At 35.3% G+C, this 20,113-nt stretch carries 17 protein-coding genes and 1 tRNA gene; 16 read left to right on the forward strand and 2 right to left on the reverse strand.

Translation table 11 applies throughout. The annotated features are described in order from the left end of the window. Window positions 1–3 precede the first annotated feature (3 nt). The gene (locus tag J4T77_RS06140) at window positions 4–1,200 is read right to left on the reverse strand and encodes a phosphoglycerate kinase (RefSeq protein WP_190321460.1); all 1,197 of its coding nucleotides are present in this window, start codon (window positions 1,198–1,200) and stop codon (window positions 4–6) included. Between the two features lie 825 nt (window positions 1,201–2,025). On the opposite strand from J4T77_RS06140, the gene J4T77_RS06145 reads away from it, so the two are divergent. The 16 genes from J4T77_RS06145 to petA all read left to right on the forward strand — a co-directional run bounded on the left by J4T77_RS06145 (window position 2,026) and on the right by petA (window position 17,735). Beyond that, on the forward strand, window positions 2,026–2,547 hold the full coding sequence (locus tag J4T77_RS06145; RefSeq protein ID WP_190321461.1) for a cytochrome b: 522 nt from the start codon (window positions 2,026–2,028) through the stop codon (window positions 2,545–2,547). A gap of 5 nt (window positions 2,548–2,552) precedes the next feature. Beyond that, window positions 2,553–3,581, forward strand: coding sequence for an NAD(P)H-dependent flavin oxidoreductase (locus tag J4T77_RS06150; protein WP_010082023.1), 1,029 nt, complete (start codon window positions 2,553–2,555; stop codon window positions 3,579–3,581). 122 nt (window positions 3,582–3,703) lie between these two features. Further along, complete coding sequence (locus J4T77_RS06155; RefSeq protein WP_190321462.1) at window positions 3,704–4,921, forward strand: hypothetical protein; 1,218 nt, start codon at window positions 3,704–3,706, stop codon at window positions 4,919–4,921. Between the two features lie 101 nt (window positions 4,922–5,022). Continuing rightward, complete coding sequence (locus J4T77_RS06160) at window positions 5,023–5,397, forward strand: hypothetical protein (RefSeq protein WP_190321472.1); 375 nt, start codon at window positions 5,023–5,025, stop codon at window positions 5,395–5,397. 44 nt (window positions 5,398–5,441) lie between these two features. Further along, entirely contained in the window at window positions 5,442–7,796 is a 2,355-nt protein-coding gene (locus J4T77_RS06165; RefSeq protein WP_233641026.1) for a VirB4 family type IV secretion/conjugal transfer ATPase, read from the forward strand. Then, complete coding sequence (locus J4T77_RS06170) at window positions 7,777–10,638, forward strand: hypothetical protein (protein WP_233641027.1); 2,862 nt, start codon at window positions 7,777–7,779, stop codon at window positions 10,636–10,638. Before J4T77_RS06165 ends, J4T77_RS06170 begins: the two co-directional genes overlap by 20 nt. Before the next feature lie 526 nt (window positions 10,639–11,164). Continuing rightward, window positions 11,165–11,293: a hypothetical protein gene (locus J4T77_RS07090; RefSeq protein WP_255324786.1), complete on the forward strand. Its 129-nt coding sequence runs from the start codon at window positions 11,165–11,167 to the stop codon at window positions 11,291–11,293. Continuing rightward, the gene (locus J4T77_RS07095) at window positions 11,256–11,792 is read left to right on the forward strand and encodes a reverse transcriptase domain-containing protein (RefSeq protein WP_255717892.1); all 537 of its coding nucleotides are present in this window, start codon (window positions 11,256–11,258) and stop codon (window positions 11,790–11,792) included. The genes J4T77_RS07090 and J4T77_RS07095 overlap by 38 nt, the downstream gene beginning before the upstream one ends. Beyond that, entirely contained in the window at window positions 11,762–12,055 is a 294-nt protein-coding gene (locus J4T77_RS07100) for a reverse transcriptase domain-containing protein (RefSeq protein WP_255717894.1), read from the forward strand. The genes J4T77_RS07095 and J4T77_RS07100 overlap by 31 nt, the downstream gene beginning before the upstream one ends. Before the next feature lie 32 nt (window positions 12,056–12,087). Further along, window positions 12,088–12,234 (forward strand): hypothetical protein, encoded by a 147-nt coding sequence (locus J4T77_RS06180; protein WP_233641028.1) that lies wholly within the window; start codon window positions 12,088–12,090, stop codon window positions 12,232–12,234. Between the two features lie 169 nt (window positions 12,235–12,403). Further along, complete coding sequence (locus J4T77_RS06185) at window positions 12,404–12,568, forward strand: hypothetical protein (protein ID WP_233641029.1); 165 nt, start codon at window positions 12,404–12,406, stop codon at window positions 12,566–12,568. A gap of 266 nt (window positions 12,569–12,834) precedes the next feature. Beyond that, window positions 12,835–13,710 carry a tetratricopeptide repeat protein gene (locus J4T77_RS06190; protein ID WP_010082043.1) on the forward strand — a complete coding sequence of 292 codons (876 nt, stop codon included), beginning with the start codon at window positions 12,835–12,837 and terminating at the stop codon, window positions 13,708–13,710. 290 nt (window positions 13,711–14,000) lie between these two features. Then, the gene (locus J4T77_RS06195) at window positions 14,001–14,201 is read left to right on the forward strand and encodes a hypothetical protein (protein WP_152550490.1); all 201 of its coding nucleotides are present in this window, start codon (window positions 14,001–14,003) and stop codon (window positions 14,199–14,201) included. Window positions 14,202–14,215: 14 nt separating this feature from the next. Continuing rightward, a tRNA-Val gene (locus tag J4T77_RS06200) sits at window positions 14,216–14,288 on the forward strand. Between the two features lie 52 nt (window positions 14,289–14,340). Beyond that, the gene (gene gyrA / locus J4T77_RS06205) at window positions 14,341–17,043 is read left to right on the forward strand and encodes a DNA topoisomerase (ATP-hydrolyzing) subunit A (protein WP_070356997.1); all 2,703 of its coding nucleotides are present in this window, start codon (window positions 14,341–14,343) and stop codon (window positions 17,041–17,043) included. A 92-nt stretch (window positions 17,044–17,135) separates the two neighbouring features. Continuing rightward, complete coding sequence (petA, locus tag J4T77_RS06210) at window positions 17,136–17,735, forward strand: ubiquinol-cytochrome c reductase iron-sulfur subunit (RefSeq protein WP_190321465.1); 600 nt, start codon at window positions 17,136–17,138, stop codon at window positions 17,733–17,735. An 18-nt stretch (window positions 17,736–17,753) separates the two neighbouring features. Here the strand turns inward: petA and priA are convergent, their stop codons facing one another. Next, window positions 17,754–20,096, reverse strand: coding sequence for a replication restart helicase PriA (priA, locus tag J4T77_RS06215; RefSeq protein WP_190321466.1), 2,343 nt, complete (start codon window positions 20,094–20,096; stop codon window positions 17,754–17,756). Window positions 20,097–20,113 lie beyond the last annotated feature (17 nt).

The following is a 20,113-nucleotide window of genomic DNA, read 5'->3' on the forward strand; positions in this document are numbered from 1 at the left end:
GTTTTAATCTAATCGTTTTTGCAGAGCAGCAACTCCCGGCATTTCATCGCCACTTAACCAATCTAAAAATGCTCCTCCACCAGTGGAAACATATGTAAAATCCTTATCGGCAAGGCCTGCAGCGCTTATTGCAGATAGACTATCGCCTCCCCCTATTATGCTGGTTAACTTTCCTTTGTGCGTTAAGTCACTTACGATTTTCATTACCCCTATTGTACCGCTTGCAAAAACTGAATGTTCAAAAACACCAATAGGTCCATTCCACAGCAGAGTCTTACTGCTTGCTATTATACTGCTTATTGTACTCAAAGTTTGTGATCCGATATCCAAAATTATATCACCGTCCAAAATGGACTCAGTTCTTCTTGAAATACTAGTGCTGTAATCAGAGTTTACTGCAACCAGAACGTCTTCTGGCACAACTATTTTGCAATTGTTTTTATTTGCTGTTTCAAGAATATTATGCAGAAGGTCGTCAACACCATTTTGAAAGAAAGATTTCCCTATATTTACTTTGCTAAATGACAAAAAATTATTGGCTATTGCACCACCTAGAACTAGGTAATTAACCTTTTCTGTTAGCTTCATAAGCACTTTTATTTTAGTTGATATTTTAGCTCCCCCAACTATCGCAGTAATAGGTTTAGCTTTAAACGATACAGCTTTTTCAAGATACTTTAGCTCATCTTGCAAGCAAAACCCTGCATAAGAGGGTAAAAATTCTGTAATGCGTGAAATAGAAGCGTGAGCTCTGTGAGAGCAAGAAAATGCATCATTTACATATATATCCGCTAGAGATGCTAGTTGTTTGGCAAAATTTGAGTCACTTTGCTCTTCCTCTTTATAAAATCTTAGATTCTCTAGTAATATTATATCTCCTGCATCCATAACACTTACTGCTCTTTGTACTTTTTCACCAAAGCAATCGTCAATGAATTTCACTTTTTTATTTAGTAACTGCGATAAAGTGTCAATTACATTTTTTAGCGACAGATTATTGTCTCTGGCCTTTGGGCGTCCAAAATGTGATATAATAATAATCTTTGCACTCGCATTCACTAAATACTGAATAGTAGGCAATGCTCTCAAAATACGAGTGACGTCACGAATTTCTCCATCTTTTATAGGAACATTGAAGTCAACTCTGAGTAAGACGGTTTTATTGTGAAGATCACAATTTTCTATACTAGGTATATTCATTACAAAATTGAAGCTATAAAGTCACTATACAGCAGTTTGATCTAAAGTAAAGTTTTAAGCTTACGAACGTTTAAGGAAATTTGCATGCCAAACGCTTGACACTGGAACCTTATCGTCATGCCATCACGAACCGTCATACCGCCGGGTATCTCTTAGCCGCTAACACGTAGCGGGATACTTGACCTTTACAGGGATGACGATTGTCGTTTAGTCATAAATATTTAAGAAATTTACTAAACAGAAAAAAAGGCAAAAGAAGCCCCGTGGTTGGCTAATTACTTACATTATACTTTCAAGTATGGCGTTTTTTTATTCTAAACGCTTAATAACCGCGATTTAGCTGCTTTTTAATGCAACTAACCTTTAGTCATAAATATTTAAGAAATTTACTAAACAGAAAAAAAGGCAAAAGAAACCCTAGGGTAGCTAATTATTCACTATCCATTTTTTAAGTTGGCGTTTTTTGATGTTTTAAATGCTTTATAAGCGTATTTCAGCTTGTATAGGTAAAAACCTAGAAATTTGATAAAGACATAGAGTGCACATAGTGCAAAAAATTAAACATGAGACGCCAGATACGTTGAGTTTTTTTGTCATTTAATCTGTACAGAGAAGATAAATAAATAGCTTCAGTTTCATGATAAGGAGGCTGGCGGAGTTTGTCAAGTAAGTTTTTCGTTTAATCCGTTTCTTGATTTAGGTGCCCTTGACTTCCGGCTGGGTCGAATTTGTATAGCTACATTGTCGGTAAATCTAAATTGCTTTAATGATTTTGATTGAAAAATAGTTTTTCTATTATATAAATGCTACTTTAGGGTAATCAAAATGGGAGACGATAAATATAGCCTAGGTTTAAGAGTTATCCATTGGTTGATGGCTGTTTTTATTATCGGTATGCTTTGTTCTGGACTTTATATGAAAAGCCTGCCACTTAGCAATGAAATTAAGTTCAACATATACGCTATTCATAAGGCTTGCGGTATCACTATTCTTGGATTAATCATAGTACGCATATTTTTTCGCGTCTTTACTTATGTTCCACCACTTCCAGCAAATTTTTCTCGGTTTGTAATCAATATAAGTAAAGCAGTACACTTTGGTTTATATTCTTTGATGGTGCTAATGCCACTATCTGGCTATGTCATGTCTTCTGCTTCTGGCAAACAGATCAAATATTTTTTTCATATCCCTTTGTTGATTAATCAAAACAAAGATCTAGCTAACACGGCTAACGAGCTACATTCGATGCTTGCATATTTTATGGTACTCTTTATAATCTTACATATACTTGGCGCCTTAAAACACACATTTATAGATAAACAAAACATTTTTAAACGTATGATATAGGTTATATGTTAAGTAGCCTCTGGAAAAAAGGAACAGATTTTCTTAGCAGTGAGTTTGCTATAATGGGTGGTGCTATGAGCTGGGTTTCAGAGAGAAACTTGGTCTCAGCAATCTCAAACGCTGGTGGTTTTGGTGTGATTGCATGTGGTGCAATGTTTCCAGACTTGCTAAAAAAAGAAATCATAGAGACGCAGCAATTAACTAACAAGCCATTTGGTGTAAATCTAATTACTATGCACCCAAAGTTGAGTGAGTTGATAGATGTGTGTATTGAAACGAAAGTGAGCCATATAGTGCTTGCCGGTGGACTGCCAACAAAGCCTAATATAGAAAAAATCAAGGGTGCAGGCATTAAAGTTATGTGCTTTGCACCAGCATTAAGCCTTGCGAAAAGGTTAGTAAAAATGGGAGTAGATGCATTAATAATAGAAGGAATGGAAGCAGGTGGGCATATAGGTCCAGTTAGCACTTCTGTTCTTGCACAAGAGATATTGCCTCATTTTAAAAATGAACAAATACCAGTGTTTGTTGCAGGTGGAATAGGAAGAGGTGAAATGATAGTTAATTACCTGGAAATGGGAGCAAGTGGCTGTCAAATAGGTACATTATTTGTCTGCACTAATGAGTCAATTGCCCACAAAAATTTTAAGGAAGTGTTTATTAAATCGGCCGCACGTAATGCAATACCTTCTGTACAGATAAGTGCTGATTTTCCTGTAATTCCAGTAAGAGCTATAGCCAACAAAGCAAGCGATGACTTTATGAAGCGTCAAAAAGAAGTTATTGATGAATACCAAAAGGGACAGATCTCAAAAGAAGATGGGCAGCTTGAAATAGAAAAATTCTGGGCTGGAGCTTTAAGAAGAGCAGTAATTGATGGAGATGTTGAAACGGGATCTTTAATGGCTGGCCAAAGTGTTGGCATGGTTGATAAGGAAAAGCCTGTAAAAGAAGTAGTGGATATGTTAGTTCAACAAGCAAAGAATCATATTAATAGCAAATCTGTAGAAGTAGAAAGCCCAGAAAGCAAATAGTTAAGCGACCTTCCAATAAGCAAGTTGCCGCAATTATTTATAATATGGCATAATTGCCCAGTTTTAATGTAAAATTAACGCTAAAGAGGTATCTATACATTTTGTTATGTATGGAGGAGTCTATGCTAAGTTCTAAAAAAGATATTAACCAACAATTGCACGACACTATATACAAAAAGGTAACAAAAGAAAATCATAAATATGGAAGCCCACAAAAGGGAGATGGAACTATCAAAAAATGCATAGAGTTGTTCAAGGAAGGAGCTAGTCTTGAGGTATTAACTGAATTAGAAAAATCGCTGAGAGAACAATTAGAAAAATCACCAAAAAAACAAGAGGAATATCAAAAACATTATAAGTATTATATCGAAAACTTTCTTCCTGCATTGAAAGATGAAGTAATAAAATCAGAAGAACTAGCTGTACCTACAGTATTTAACAATGAAAGAGAACAATCACAAAGACCACAAACAATAAGAGGAAAAATAGTAAAAACAATTTTGGATATTACTAACAGGAGCAGCAGTGTAAGCTCAATACCAAATGCTGTTGAAGAAAATATTGAAGATCAAATGCAGCTAAAACATATTGAAGAGCAAAACAACACACAAGAAACACCCTTGAATGTAGCTGAGAAAAAAAGTGGTGATAATAAAATACTTAGTAATTCAGATGTTGCAGAGGAAGTGTTTGAAAAATATAGCAAGGTTGTGAAAGAAATAGAGGAGAAGAAAACTTCTAAACTCAGTAGTGGCAATGACTCAGATAGTGGAATAGACTCACCTAGAACGAGTAAAGAAAGTTTGAAATCACCAGTAAGTAGCAGAAGGAGCAGTTTAACTTTAGTAACAAGCACTTCATCTGAGGAAAGTTTAAACTCAACATTGAGCTCTGTTGAAGGAGATAATGGCTTGCAACCAGAGGGTGGAGAAAAAACTGAGTTATTAGAATCAAATTTGGAATCCCCAAAAGAAAACGAGACTCAAGTGCAGCCAGAGCAGACTGTAAAAAAAGAGCCAAAAATGCAAGAAAATGAAAACTCAGATGGTCAAGCAAATCCAGATCAAGTTAAGAAAGATATCCTACTTAAAAACCAACCCAATAACAGAAATCTTCACGTTGCACTTGTAGCAGGTTGTGCTCTCTCCACAATAAGGTGCATTGTTGCAGGAGCAATGACATCAGGATTGATAGGAGCAGGACTACTTGCTATGGCTGCAGTGTTTGCTATAGCAGCAGTAGCTGAATTGCATTCAAACTTCCTATCAAGTAAATTAACATCCATTAATGTGAGTCCTCTTGTTGATGATAAAGAGCTTACAGCATGTTCACGTCTGTAAAAATTAAATATGTGTTACTTGTAGTGGATAAGTGAATTCAGTTCTTGCCTATTGATATAAAAGTTGTTATATTTAAGAAATGTTTAAAAGGTATTTAGTTGATGCGCATTCAATTGAATAAAGTTTTGGTTTTTATAGCCTTATTAAGTTTCATTTTTGCATCATATTCTAGCGAAGCAAGTTCGGCGAGTGATGAATTAAAGGGTATACAAGAAACGGTAAAAAATTTTATTTCTTCATTTTCAGTTAAAGATACTGTAGAAAATATGAATCCTTCAACAATCATAGGGTTGTGTATAGCTGCAGTGATACTTGCAGTAGTGTTCAGAGGTCTAATCTTTTTTATGATAATGTTTGGTGTACTGGTCCTGATGTTCGGTAGTACAGAAAAGGCAACAGACTACTTAAAAGAAAAATTTAACTTTGCAAAAGATATAAAATTACAATCCGATAGCGAAAAAAAAGATAAAAATTAAGATAGTATTTTTATCTTTTTTAATTATCTTTATTGAATATGCATATGCAGTTAAAAGTACCAACAGTTAACTCTAAGCTTAAAAAAAAGAACAACTTAGCATTACTAGAAAGCATTGATTTAGATTTTGTTCCTTATGCTTGTCATTACGATGAAGAAACCATACTAACAAAACAGGGAGAATTGTTAAAAATAATCAAGTTAGAAGATTATTCTTCTGTTGATAACTACAGCGACCTCAGAACTGAAATTAGAAAAAGCATATCAAAAAATATTAATAGCCTGTGTTTTACCGCTTGGATTCATACCGTTAGAAAGCGCAATAAACTGAGCTTGAAATGGAATAAAACTGAAGACTTCTCTGACAACCTACATTCAACGTGGTTTAATAAACTAACTGATAGTAAATTACAGTATATAAATGAACTATACATTGTAATATTGTTTAGCGATTTTGGCAAGCATACTAATAATTCGTTTTTTTTCAATAGAATAAAGAATAAGCATAAGTTGTCTTTACAAGGAAGCCATCAGGAGTTGCAAAAGATAACTGACGTAATTCAAAATGATTTAGGACCTTTTGGAGCTAAAAAACTGAGTCTAAGGTTTAGTGAAGGTAAAATATATTCTGAAATGATAGAATTTCTCCACTATATTGTTACATTAACGCACAAAGATTATCCAATACATGAAAGGGACCTGTCGCAATATATTAGAAATTTTAAAATAGCTTTTGGTTTCAATACGTTTCAAACAATATTTGAAAATCAACAGAAATTTGGCTCTATTTTCAGCATAAAAGAATACCGGGAAATCTCTTTAGGTAATATAGATAGATGCTTGCAGCTTGAATCTGAATTTATCATTACAGAAATAATGATATTTACTAGTAATAACAAAGCAATAAAAGAATTTAAAAAACAAATCAACATGCTGCAAATTAGTGAGGATAATACCTTACTTAAAAGCTCAGGAATTGAAGAAATAATAGAGCTTGAAAAGACCTCTAGTATAGACTTCTGCCAACAGAAAATTATTTTTACAATATTTGCAGATGATAGGAATAAGTTAGCTGAAAGTATTAGTGATTTATCTTCTATAATGTCATTAGTTGGCTTCATGATGTTTAGAACTGATTTACATATGGAAAGTCATTTTTGGGCACAACTTCCAGGCAATTTTGCTTTTATTACGCAACCGAAAAATATCTTAACAAAATACGCTTGCAGCTTTGCTATGCTGCACGATTTTACGTCAGGTACATTAAAAGGAAGAAGGTGGAAAGAAGCGGTAATGATTTTTTTTTCAAAAAAAGGAAATCCTTACTTCTTTAATTTTCATGGAAAAAGAAATAATGGCCATACTACGATACTCGGAGCTCCAAATTCAGGCAGAACTTCACTCATTAATTTTCTATTATCAGAATCAAGAAAGTTTAACCCAAGAATTGTCATATTGGATAACACTGGAAAATCAATAATTTTTACTAAAGCAGTGAGTGGTAAATATTACATAATCGATCCAAAATATAAGGACAAAAGCCTAAAATTTAATCCACTAAACATTGAAGATAGTGCTTCCAATCGCAATATGTTGGTTGAACTGATCAGAAGAATGGTAGCCGATACGAGCTTGGTGGACGTAGAAGAAAAGATAAGAAAAATTGTGGATTCTATATTTGCTATACCCAAGGAATCACGTTCTATTTCACAAATTTCTGAGGTGCTCTTGCTCCTTGGGGGTAAGATAAGTAGATGGTGTGACGATGGTGATTTTGCTTACTTATTTCAAGATGGTGATGAATCAGATATTGACTGGGAAACAAAAATTATATCTCTCAACACCGCAAACCTTACAAAACAAAAGGAATGTATGTCCGTGATACTTTACTATTTTTTATATTCTTTTGAGGCAAAATGTGATGGCTCGCCTGCAATACTTGTTTTGGATGAAGCATGGGAGATAAGTAATATTTTTCCTACAGAGAAAGAGTTTGATAACTGGATGCAAAGAATGACGGAACTAAATGTTGTAGTAATCCTAAGTACTGAGAATTTAAATCTCGCATTTGCTAGCAAATTTACTCAATATTTAGATAAACATGTTGATACAAGAATCTTGATGCCGAACGTCAATGCAAATAGATTATACATGAAGGCATTTTCTCTATCGAAAGAGGAGCTGAATATAATTCTGCAGACGCCAACACAGGAAGGTTTATTTTTGATAAAACAGTACAAAGGATTAGTAACCTTAAATCTGGATTTGAAGGATATGCAAGAAATACATGTACTTTCAGCTAACAAAGAGACTATAAAGTATATGTATGAGGCAATAAAAGAAAAAGGAGAAGAAGTTAATGAGTGGTTACCGGTATTTTATGAGAAGTGTAAGGCTTAATTTCTTATTGATATTTTTTTTGATACTTGGTCTTTCGTATCAAGGATATGCTGATTGTCCAACATTTGTAGAAAGTAATACTTGGTGGGAAGCAATAGTTGGTGGAGATTGGGTAAAGGAAATTAAGGTGCAAGCAATAAAAGATCAAGGAGTTGATGGTTACTTTAATCCCAAAATTAGAGTATGTGCTTATGATGGACAAAGTTATTGTTATGACTTACAAAGTGGGGAATCCTGCCGCCAGATATATGGAACGCAAGGTACAGGAGCTGGAGTTTCTGCTGCAGCTTTTATCGACTGGGAAGGAGATAAAACAAAAGCTGGAGGAGAAATTGCTCGGGGTCTTAAATGGGAATGGGCAGACGGTGTTACTGATGAGGAAAAAAGAAGATTCGCTAACTCTCCTAAAATATGTGCTTGCAGTCAAAAAGGGGCTTGTATGTCAGGAATTTCTTCATGGGGTTCTAGAGTATTTTCGGGTGAGAATATTTTCCGTCTTGGGGAGATGGAAAAAGTCTGTGATACCTGCTACCAAACGGCAGTAAAATGTGCTCCTGTTCCACTTGCACCTGGCCCCCCTCCATTTTGTGAACAACTTGCAATGTCGCTTCCACAAGTTAGAATTGTTCCTATAACAGATAAAGACAATGATTACTTTAATCCTAAGGTTAAGGTAATCATTGGTGATCTGAAAGGAAGAGACGGAGAGATTGGAGAAAAATTAGATTTCCCTAAAGGGTATGGAGAAAATAAAGCTGAGTGGCGCTCTATTTTAGACAAAAATGGCATCACGTACTACTTCAAAACTTATAGAGAAAAAGATAAGCTCTGCGCTGAATACCTTGGAACTCAAAGTATAGATGAAAACAATCCACAGTTCATCCGCTGTTTTCCTGCACTACCTGCTCCAGAACCTGAGATAGTGGAGATAGTAAATGCAAATACATTGAAAGTAGAAATGAAGATGAGTGAGAGCGCTTGTGCTAAAGCACATGGAACCTATAGTAATGGTTCCTGTACTTTTAATGTTAATACTGACCTCAACCATCCTATAAACATTGGCCCCCTATCTTTAAAAGTAGTAAAACCAGCAATAGTAGCAAAAACAACTGATAGTAATATTGATAATATTATAGAAGGTATATTAGAAAGTAATCCGCAACAATTTAAAGTTCTGAAAGAATATGGCTATGTTCCTGATGTGCAAATTAAATGTTCTAAAGGCGGAAGTTTTTATAGTTTTAATGATTTTGAGAAAAAGTTAAAAGACAAATCTATTCAATGTGAATTTAATAACTCTGGGCAGCCGGAAATAGAAGTAAAGTATAAAGGAAATTCTAACAGTAAAATGCTTTGTCTTTCTGGATGGCAGCCAGAACCAGAGGAGTTTGTTCTTAAAAGAGAAAATAAAATAATACCACTAAAATTAATGGGAACAAGATATACTAAATACAATGCTGTTTACTCCAAGGAATCAAATCAGTTCTATTATCTTCCAAGCAAGGAAATAGTTTACCCTTTGAAAGAAACTCAAGAGAGGTTGGATAAAATAATATTTAATAAGCAAGAGTATGTTTTCTTCCCTGATGAAAATGAGCAGAAGAAGGAAGAATGCAGTTATTGTGTGAAGAAAGATAGCAAAATAGACGAAAAATTAAAATCTGGTGAAGGACTGAAAGTAGTATACAAATTGACGGATGTAGAGCATAAAGAAGGATGTGAGCAAGGTGATGATGGTTGCATCTGCTTTGATGGAAAGTGTAGCCGTTCAAAACAATATTTGAATAAAAATGAAGATGATAAGCCATTCTACTTAAGGTATGAGGAAGTGGATTGTAAAGATAAGGATGGTAAAGTATTAAGAGATGAAAAAAATGAAGTACGAAAGTGTACACAATTAAAAGATCAACTGATTAAAGCAAACAGAACAGAGGTTTTTTACGCTGATAAATTGTGTAGGTTCGATTTAGAAGGTCTCAAAAAGAAATTAAAAGAAAAATTAAAAGAGATAATCAAGGAACATCTGAAAAATAAGAAACCAGATCTTGAAAAAAATAATGAAAAATCCTATGATCATAAAAATAAAGATGTTTATACAGATGACTTATCAATAAAATTTGATCGTATTAAAATAGAAGCGTGGGGAAGTGGTGAAGCAGGTCATATACAAGGTAGTGGCTGTGACAATCAAAAATGCCATTCTACTGAAAGCAGAGTAGGGATGCCAGGAGATTATATTAAAGCTAAACTGAAAATCGATCCTAATTATCCTATAATTAAGGTGCAAGTCACAGAGGGAGGGGGTAACCAGGAAAGTAACTTCTCAGATAAGGACGGGGGACCTATTTTCATAGAAATGTGCAATTCGCAGAAGCAACATTGCCAGCAACTGATTACTGTTGCAGGTGGAGGTGAGTATAGAATATACGGTGGTAAGGGTTATGAGGAAACAGTAATTCATAAGCAAGATTTAAAGCTAGAGGAGAAAATTGTAAAGGCAGATAAACTGAAGTCTACACAAGACAATCAAATAGCATATATAGAAAATGGTGAAATCAAGTATGAAACAGTAGAGTGTGGAAGTGGTTTGAGAAGCAGTAGATCTGGTGCAGGTGGCTGCATTAATAAAAGCAAAGGAATTTATGGTAAAGGCTCTCCAGGGTATGTGAAGATTAGACCTATTATAAAGGAATTTGACGAAGAAGAAATAAATGCTGCTATTAAAAAAGTAATAGAGGATCTATACGATCTTGAAACTATGACTGATTTTTGGGTAGGGGATCTTAACGTGAATATAAGTGGGATAATTAAAGAGGAAGTCAAAAAAGAATTATCAAGGTAAAAAGATATAGCTCTGGAAATGATGCTCTTGTTTTAATAATTAATTAAAGTAAAGCATGTAGTAAATGGTGTAATTGCTGTATCTTAACAAAAAGGTATAACGAATGTAGGAGGGTGCTTTATGTGTGCGCCAAGAAGTGCGTAAGGAACAGTTGGTGAAAATCCAACACGGGTAAAGCTTAGCCGGCAACCTGGAACAAACCATTATGCTGCGTAAGGTAACGAGCGTAGTAAAGCTAATGGAATGGACAACATAGGGTGCAACGAAAGTGAAGGTATTGAGTCCCGTAATTCACGCGTCATGGGGGCTGACACTTTACATTTGGTGGAAGGCAACATGGGTAATAACGCTAAGGCAAGATATTACTCACCTCATCGGGATCGAAGGCCGCGTCATGTGTTGAGATGGACCTTACGTGAACTTGGGAGATCCTTTGTATTCCTGTAAGGGTACTCTGGAACAAGTCAATAAAGGCGAGGACTGGAGGAAGATGCAAAGGAAGTCGGACTAATTGATAGTACTCGGAGTGTGGGAAAGCCACATACAAGGGGAAGCGGTTAGCAATATAGTGACTGGTATAGGGATTGCTATACCAATACAACAGAGATTAGAGGAGTATGCAAGGAAAACTAAACCAGATAGCAGTAAGGGCTAAGCAAGATAAGCGAGTAAAATTTACATCATTAGTTCATTTGATTAATGAAGAGAATCTTGCAGAGTGTTATAAGGAACTAAAACGCAACAAGGCTTGTAGTATAGATCGTGTGACAGTGGAAGCTTATGGAGAAAATCTAGAAGAGAAACTTAAAACACTAGTGGATAGTATGAAGAGAAAACAATATCAACCGCTACCAGTGAAAAGGGTATACATACCCAAAGCCGGGAGCAAAGAGAAGCGCGGTCTCGGAATACCATCAACGGAAGATAAGTTGGTACAGGTAATGCTAAAGAAGATATTAGAAAATATTTATGAAGCAAACTTTATGGACAGCTCGTATGGATTTCGACCAGGAAGAAATTGTCATCAGGCGATAAACGCTCTAGATAAAGCAGTTATGCACAAACCAATTAACTATATTGTAGAAGTGGATATCAAGAAGTTCTTTGATAATGTTCAACATAAATGGCTAATGAATTGTCTAAGGAACGAATAGCTGACCCAAATTTATTGTGGTTAATAAAACGATTTCTAAAGGCAGGAATAGTCGAAGTTGGATGTTATAAAGCAACCGATCAAGGCACACCACAAGGTGGTATAGTAAGCCCTGTATTAGCTAATATATACTTACACTATGTGCTGGACTTATGGTTTGAAAAGAAATTTAAGCCAAAAGCCAGAGGATATTTACAGCTAATAAGGTTTTGCGACGATTTTGTAGTTGGCTGCGAGAGGAAGAAGACGCAAAAGAATTTCTAGAATTACTGAAACAAAGACTAAGTAAATTTGGGTTGGAAATAGCTGAAAATAAAACAAAAATAGTAAAGTTTGGTAAGAAAGAATGGTATCAAGCAGAAAGAGAGAAACGTAGGACGGCTAGCTTCAACTTTCTAGGATTTACACATTATTGTGGAAAAGTCGTAATGGTAAACTTATGATGAAGCAGAAAACTTCAAAAATAAGCCTAGCCAGAAAGATTAAAAGAAATCAAAGAATGGTTGAAGATGGTACGAAGTCGTATCTGTTTCAAAGATTGGTGGCAGAAACTTAAAAGCCAAACTAACAGGACACTATAGCTACTTCGGAGTTAGCGGAAATTATCGGTGTTTGATTCAATTCTATCGACCGGTAACAAAGTTAGCATTTAAGTGGATAAACCGACGTAGTCAAAAGAAAAGTATGGATTGGGAACAATTTATACACTATTTAAAAGTAAATCCATTACCAAAACCAAAGGTATATGTTTCTTTATACACAGGAGCACTAGTGTGAACGCTGTATTGTGGAGCCGTGTGCGGGAAATCCGCAAGCACGGTTCTTTTGGGGAGACTATGGTTATGAGACCAAATCGCTGGTTTCAAGGTCATGAGTCTCTACCAGACTAAGATAAATCGAAGCATTTTTGTGGAAATAAAGCGAAATATGGAAGACAAAAGATAAATGCATTCTGAAAGGCTACACAGCATGTTCGTCCCGCTAATTAATAATATCTTTATTATTGTATGAGATAGGTAATTTAGCATTTATGAATTTGTAATGTGTTGCATATAGCTCAAAGAAATAAGGTTTACTGGTTACACGCTGCAGCCAATGCCACAACACTAGGACCTATGTTTATCTGCATGTTAATTTGCGTTGTGATTTTATGGAGGTCTTCTGTTACCTATGCTAGTGAAAATTTGGAGATACAGAAGGCCTTTGATAGTGTTGTCAAGCATATAAAAGCTGATAAAAAATATAAAGATCTTGATGTTATTGAGAGAAAAAGTGATAAATTTAACATCAAAATTGCGCAGAATTCTGGCAAGAGTTTTGACATATACTCTACTTTAAAAAAAGCAAAAGATTCCTTTGAATCAGGAGATAATGAAACAGCTATTTCTCTCCTTAATCAGATCATTGCAAAGTTTCCTTATCATAAAAATGCTTTAATTGGATTGGGAAATATTTATTACGCTAATAAAGAATACAAAAAAGCTGTAGAGATTTACACAAGACTGTTAAAAGAACACCCTAGTAACCCTTACATATTAAAAAATTTTCTGACGATAATCTCACAATATAATCCTGATCTGGCGTTGAGTGAAATGTTAAAATTGTATGATATACATAAAAATTATGCTCCTTTATTAGCAAATTTAGGTATGATCTATATGAAAAAGGAGGATTATGTAAAAGGTAAAGAGTATATGATAACTGCTATTTCCCTCGATGAAAACAATATTTTTTATACTTATAATTTAGCTGTTATTCTAGATAAACTTTCAGATTTTCAAAATGCTACAATATTCTACTTAAAATTGTTGAACATGGCTACAACTTCGAAAGATGTGAGTGAAAAAATACCTTTATACAAAGTGACAGCAAGACTAAAATTTATAAAACTTCACAGCACGCACTCAAAGATTTCATAAAAGCTTATAGCTCACCTAAATCTAATTTATCGTATCTGTTCAAGGGAGTGGCTAATGTGCAAATATTGAAGCAAAGTGTGTGAAACACAGATGTACGAACATTTGTTTGCAAAGGTAATTTACACAACAAATGCATAACTGTACGAACATTGTGATTTTGGCCCATCAGGAGGGTGTCATCCCAGTGCTTGACACCGGGATCCAGGAATTTTATTAAGTTGGCGAGCATAAAAATAGCTGTTTTATGTAAAAATACAACGTTTTAATGATTATGAAAAAGCTGGATTCCAGTGTCAAGCACTGGAATGACACCATTCTTTTTTCTGGATCCCAGTGTCGGCTACTTGGATGACACCATTTATTGTAAGGACTTACCTCACATTTACTCTATGATTATCTTTTTAGATCACCTTGTCTACCTATTTTGCCACTCTGCTGAACGGATACAATTTATTGCTATTTTTGTTTACAATAATAATATTGAGCTATAGAATTAGATCTAAAGGGGCAATTAGCTCAGCTGGTAGAGCATCTCGTTTACACCGAGGAGGTCGGCAGTTCAAGTCTGTCATTGCCCATTTGCTTAACTGAATGTTAGTATTATTAATTACTTCAATTAAAGTATAGAAAATGCAGGATAATATAGTACCAATCTCAATAGTAAAAGAGCTGGAAGATTCTTATCTTTCCTACGCAATGAGCGTTATCATAAGCCGGGCTATACCTGACGTGCGGGATGGATTTAAACCTGTTCACAGGCGCATATTATATGCAATGTCAAGAGCTGGATTCGATGCCGGTAAGCCATATAAAAAGGCAGCTCGTATAGTTGGGGATGTAATGGGGAAATATCACCCACATGGTGATGCAGCTATTTACGATTCCTTGGTTAGAATGGCCCAAGATTTCTCTCTTCTTTTACCACTTGTTGATGGGCAAGGTAACTTTGGTTCGATAGATGGAGATCCACCAGCTTCAATGCGATACACAGAAGCAAGACTTCAAAAAGTGTCGCACTTTTTACTGAATGATATTGATGAAGATACAGTTAATTTTAGGCCAAACTACGATGGAAATGAAACAGAACCAGTTGTGCTGCCTGCAGAGTTTCCGAATCTATTGGTAAACGGTGCAAGTGGTGTTGCAGTTGGTATGGCAACCAATATTCCTTCTCATAATCTTGGAGAAATAATAGATGCTTGTATATTATATGTAAATAATCCTGAAGTTACTTTGGATGAGTTACTTGAAGTGATGCCAGGGCCGGATTTTCCAACTGGGGGAACAATTCTTGGAAGGTCTGGAATAAGATCAGCATTTGCAACTGGTCGTGGATCAATTGTTGTGCAAGGCAAGACTCATATAGAAGATCTGCCACAAGATAGGCAAGCAATAGTGATTGATGAAATACCTTACCAGGTAAATAAAGTAAAATTAATTGAGAAGATAGGTGAGCTTGTAAAAGAAAAAAGAATTGATGGTATAACAGAAATTAGGGATGAGTCCGATAAGTCTGGTATTAGAGTAGTAATTGACCTCAAAAGAAATGCTGAAGCAAGTTTTATACTTAATCAAATATTGGGGCTAACTCCACTAAGAAGTAGTTTTAGTGTTAACACTTTAGTGCTCAATAACAACAGGCCTGCTTTGATGTCATTGAAAGAAATCATAACTGCTTTTGTTGATTTTAGAAAAGAAGTATTAATCAGGAGAACAGAATTTCGTCTAAGAAAAACGAGGGAAAAAGCTCATATATATATAGGGCTCTACATTGCGGTCCTCAGCATAGATGAAGTGATAAAAATCATCCGCGGTGCAAAAGATCCTGCGGAAGCAAGTAGAGAACTTTTAAATAAAGAATGGAAAACTTCGAATGAAATCAATACTATTATCGAGTTGATTTCAGATAGCGCAAGCTTTTTGAAAGATGGAGTGTATAGATTAACTGAACTACAAATTAAAGCTATCCTTGATATGAAACTGCAGCGTTTAACAGGCCTTGAAAAAGACAAATTAGAAGCTGAGCTAAGTTCAATGATCAACCTGATAAAAGAATATATAGCTTTTCTTGGCTCAGGAGAGAAGTTGATGAAAGAAATAAAAAACAATCTACAAGAAATAAAGAACAGATTTGCTGTGCCGCGAAAAACTTCAATAGAAGAGTCAGACGCGGACATTGAAGCTGAAGATCTAATTCCACAAGAGGATATGGTGATAACCGTAACTATGAATGGTTATATCAAGCGTGTAAAACTTTCTCACTACAGAACTCAGCGTCGTGGTGGAAAAGGAAAGCTAGGACAGGGATTAAAAGAAGAGGATGTAATCACAGAATTATTTGTTGGAAATACCCATACTAGCTTTTTATTCTTTTCTAACATTGGTCGAGTTTATAGATTAAAAGTTTATAAGTTACCTCTTGCAGAGCCAACCGCACGTGGAAGAGCACTTGTTAACATATTTCCGCTTAGCGATGGTGAAACTATAACTAATATCATGCCATTGCCAAGTGAAAATGACGAAAATCAAAACATAGTTTTTGCTACTGCCTATGGAAACATAAGGCGTAACTCCTTAGCGGACTTTCACTATATTCCAAGCAATGGAAAAATAGCAATAAAGCTCGATGAAGGAGACAAATTAGTATCGGTTAAGGTATGTAATGAAATTGACCATGTTTTACTTTCAACAACGCTTGGAAAAAGTATCAGATTTGTTGTAAGTGATGTGCGTCAATTTAAGAGTCGCAATTCAGATGGCGTAAGAGGTATCAAACTTGTAAAGAATGACAGCGTGATATCCATGACCATATTAAATGGGATAGGTGTAGCAACAGAAACAAAAGAACTTTACTTAAAAGTTCCACTTGCAAAAAGACTGGGGACTGCAATTAATAACTCCATTGATTCTAAATTGGAAAAGACTTTGAATGATTTAGGAATAGATAACGAATTATTCTTAAAACTTGCAGTGAATGAGGAGTTTATATTAACTATTACTGAAAATGGCTTTGGTAAAAGAACTTCTGCGTATGAGTATAGAGTAACTAACAGGGGTGGTGTTGGTATCACCAATATTCTTACTACTAGCAGAAACGGTAATGTTGTTGCTAGTTTTCCAGTTGAGCAGGGTGATAATATAATGCTTATTACAGATAAAGGAAAGTTAATTCGCATTTCGGTCAATGAGATTAGAATTGCAGGACGCAGCACTCAAGGAGTCACTCTGTTTAAAACAGAAAGTAGAGAAAAAGTGGTGTCAGTAGCGAAAATTGAAGATCCTGATTCCACTGAAGATAGTATTTTTGAAGTTGAAAACTCTATCGCTTCTTAACCGTAGTATAGGTTAAACAAAAAGCGCAAGTTTTTGTTGATTAATACGCAGTATTTAAATTAAAATATATACTTATGGCTAAGTAAAGATCAATGGACAAAAAATTAACTAAAAATAAAAAACCACTGGCAGACAAAGAGGATAAAAAAACACCTCCTGTTAAAGGTCTTACTAAAAATAAGAGTAGGAGAGATTTTATAACATTAACTACATGCGCTATGGCAGGTATAGGAGCTGCAAGCGGACTTTGGCCACTGGTTAAATCTATGAATCCTTCTGCTGAAGTTCTAGCAACTTCCACAGTGGAGGTGAATTTGTCTGGAATTCAGGAAGGACACGGAGTAAAAGTAAAGTGGCAAGGTAAACCAGTATTCATTCGTAGACGCACAAAGCAAGAAATTGAGGCTGCAAGAGCTGTGAATGTGAAGAGCTTGAGGGATCCTCAATTAGATGAGCAGAGAGTATACGAAGGAAAAGACGAATGGTTAATTATGCTTGGAATATGTACACATCTTGGGTGTGTACCGGTTGACCACGCTACAAGAGATGGTAATGGTTGGTTCTGTCCTTGCCACGGTTCATATTATGATACATCAGGTCGAGTAATTGGGGGTCCTGCACCGAAAAATATGGCTGTACCTGATTATTTTTTTCCCAGTGAGAATGTTGTGGTAATTGGCAAGAAGGCTTAACGAATATAAATAAACTCGTTAAAAAAAACTCACAGGATCAACATCTATTATCACTGCAATACTCGAATTCAAGTTACAATTTTTAATCCAATATTTCAGCTTTTTTTGTATGGATAGACTATGCTTATTGTGTATTTTTAATAATACCCTATACCGATACTTATTATTTAAAAAATTTATCGCTGCTGGTGATGGGCCAAGAATTTCAAATTCCTTTTTGTCTACACCTACATTTTTTTCCTGGATACAAATAGTTGAGCTACTTGAATGACAGAGAAGAGATTTTACTATTTCATTCGCTGCTTTTTGTGTTGCAATCTGATTCTTACCACAGATTATAAGCGCTATTAATCTGCTAAATGGTGGCATTTTGGCTTCGCGTCTTGACTTAAGTTCGATTTCATAAAATGAGTCTCTTTTTTGATGCAGCAATGCTTTTATTATTGAATTTTCAGGATTATTGGTTTGCACTATTACCATTCCTTTTTCATTAAACCTTCCTGATCTGCCTGCAACTTGGTGCAATAATTGATACGTCTTTTCCGCTGCTCTCAAATCAGAATTTTCGAGACTCAAATCTGCATTCATTACTCCAACCAAAGTTAATTTGGGAAAATTGTGCCCTTTAGCAATTATTTGTGTGCCGATTATAATGTTCACCTCTTCTTTCAATATCAAGTCAATTACGTTACTAACCGACTTCTGATCGCTGCTTATCATCGCAGTTTTTGCGTTTGGTATTAATTTCACCATTTCTTCAAGCAACCTTTCAATTCCTATGCCGTAGAGGGACAATGGCTGTTCACTTTGGCAATTAGAGCATTTCTCTGGAAGTTTTAATTGATAAGAGCAATGATGGCACAAAAGAGCATTTTTTTTCTTGTGATATGTAAGCCAAACAGCACAATTTAAGCAGGAAATTTTATATCCACACTTTTTACAAATTGCCAGTTGTGCATACCCTCTGCGGTTTAGAAAAAGCATAACCTGCTGTTTTTTCTCTATGGTTTGTTTGATGCTTTCAAAAAGCTCAGAGGAGATCCATTGCTTGTTGTTCCTCATATCTACTACTTTAATGAGTGGCAATTCTGCACCACCAAATCGTTTAGTTAGCTTTACATGATTGTAATTCCCGTTTTTAACATGATGAATCGTTTCAAGCAGTGGAGTAGCTGATGATAAAATAATCGGAATATTTTCAAATTTGGCTAAGATTATCGCCATATCTCGAGCATTATATATAATTCCCTGTTCTTGTTTAAAAGATGAGTCGTGCTCTTCATCAACGATAATCAATTTTAGGTTTTTATAAGGCAAAAAAAGTGCTGATCGTGCACCAATAATTATCTGCGCATTTCCACTTGCTATATTGAGCCAATTATTCCGGCGAGTTTTTGGAGTGAGTCCTGAGTGCCATTCAACTAAGTTTTTTGATATCTGACCGCGAACACGATTTACCAATTGTGAAGTTAAAACAATTTCAGGTAGGAGGATTAAAATTTGTATATTACCTTCTCCTGATGTCATTTCAACATATTCTGGTGTCATACTAGTACGTGGCAAAGACGGTATGCTAAATGTTACAGTGGGTTTTGCCTTGAGTATAAAGGTGTCATTCCAGCGCTTGACACTGGAATCCAGGAATTTTGATTGTAAATTAGGTATTGGTTTTAAGTTAAAATAAACATTTGTAATGAGGTTATATGAAAAACTGGATCCCAGTGTCAGGCTACTCGGATAACACCCTCTTGGTAGACCCAAATCACAATGTTCGTACAGTTGTGTCTCTGGGCACTGGGATGGTAAAGTCTGAGCAGCATTTGGAATGGCAGTGTAATTCTTAATCAATTGTGCAATCACAGAGAGATAAACTTCCGTTTTTCCAGATCCTGTCTCACCATCAAGCAAAGTCACTGAATACTCATTCAAACTGCTGATTATTTTATCACTAGCTACCTGCTGTTCAGGGCTTAATTGGCAACTTATTTCACTTATTTCCTGCTTCTGCTTAGCACAAACCAATTTATCTATGTGATTTACTTTTAACACTCCTCCCATTATCACTTTGGCAAGCATACCAACAGGTATTAAGTTATACTGCGCAACCCACTCTGCAAATGCGATCAATTTTGGTCTAATATTTGGTAAATCAATTTTTTGCTCAATAAATTTTAATTCTCGGTTACTTTTATCACTGTATTTCCAAACTATTCCGATTAAGCGTTTTTTGCCAAATGGCACCACTACGTAATCTCCAAGTAAAATCTCAGTATTTTCCTCAATTGCATATGAAAATAACTGATCAATTGGAAGTGGTAGTAATACGTCAACTGTTTTTGCCATAGTGATTGAGTTTAACATTGTTTTAAAGAGCTTGT

Source organism: Wolbachia endosymbiont of Drosophila innubila, from assembly GCF_021378375.1.
In the GTDB taxonomy this organism is placed as follows: Bacteria; Pseudomonadota; Alphaproteobacteria; order Rickettsiales; family Anaplasmataceae; genus Wolbachia; species Wolbachia pipientis.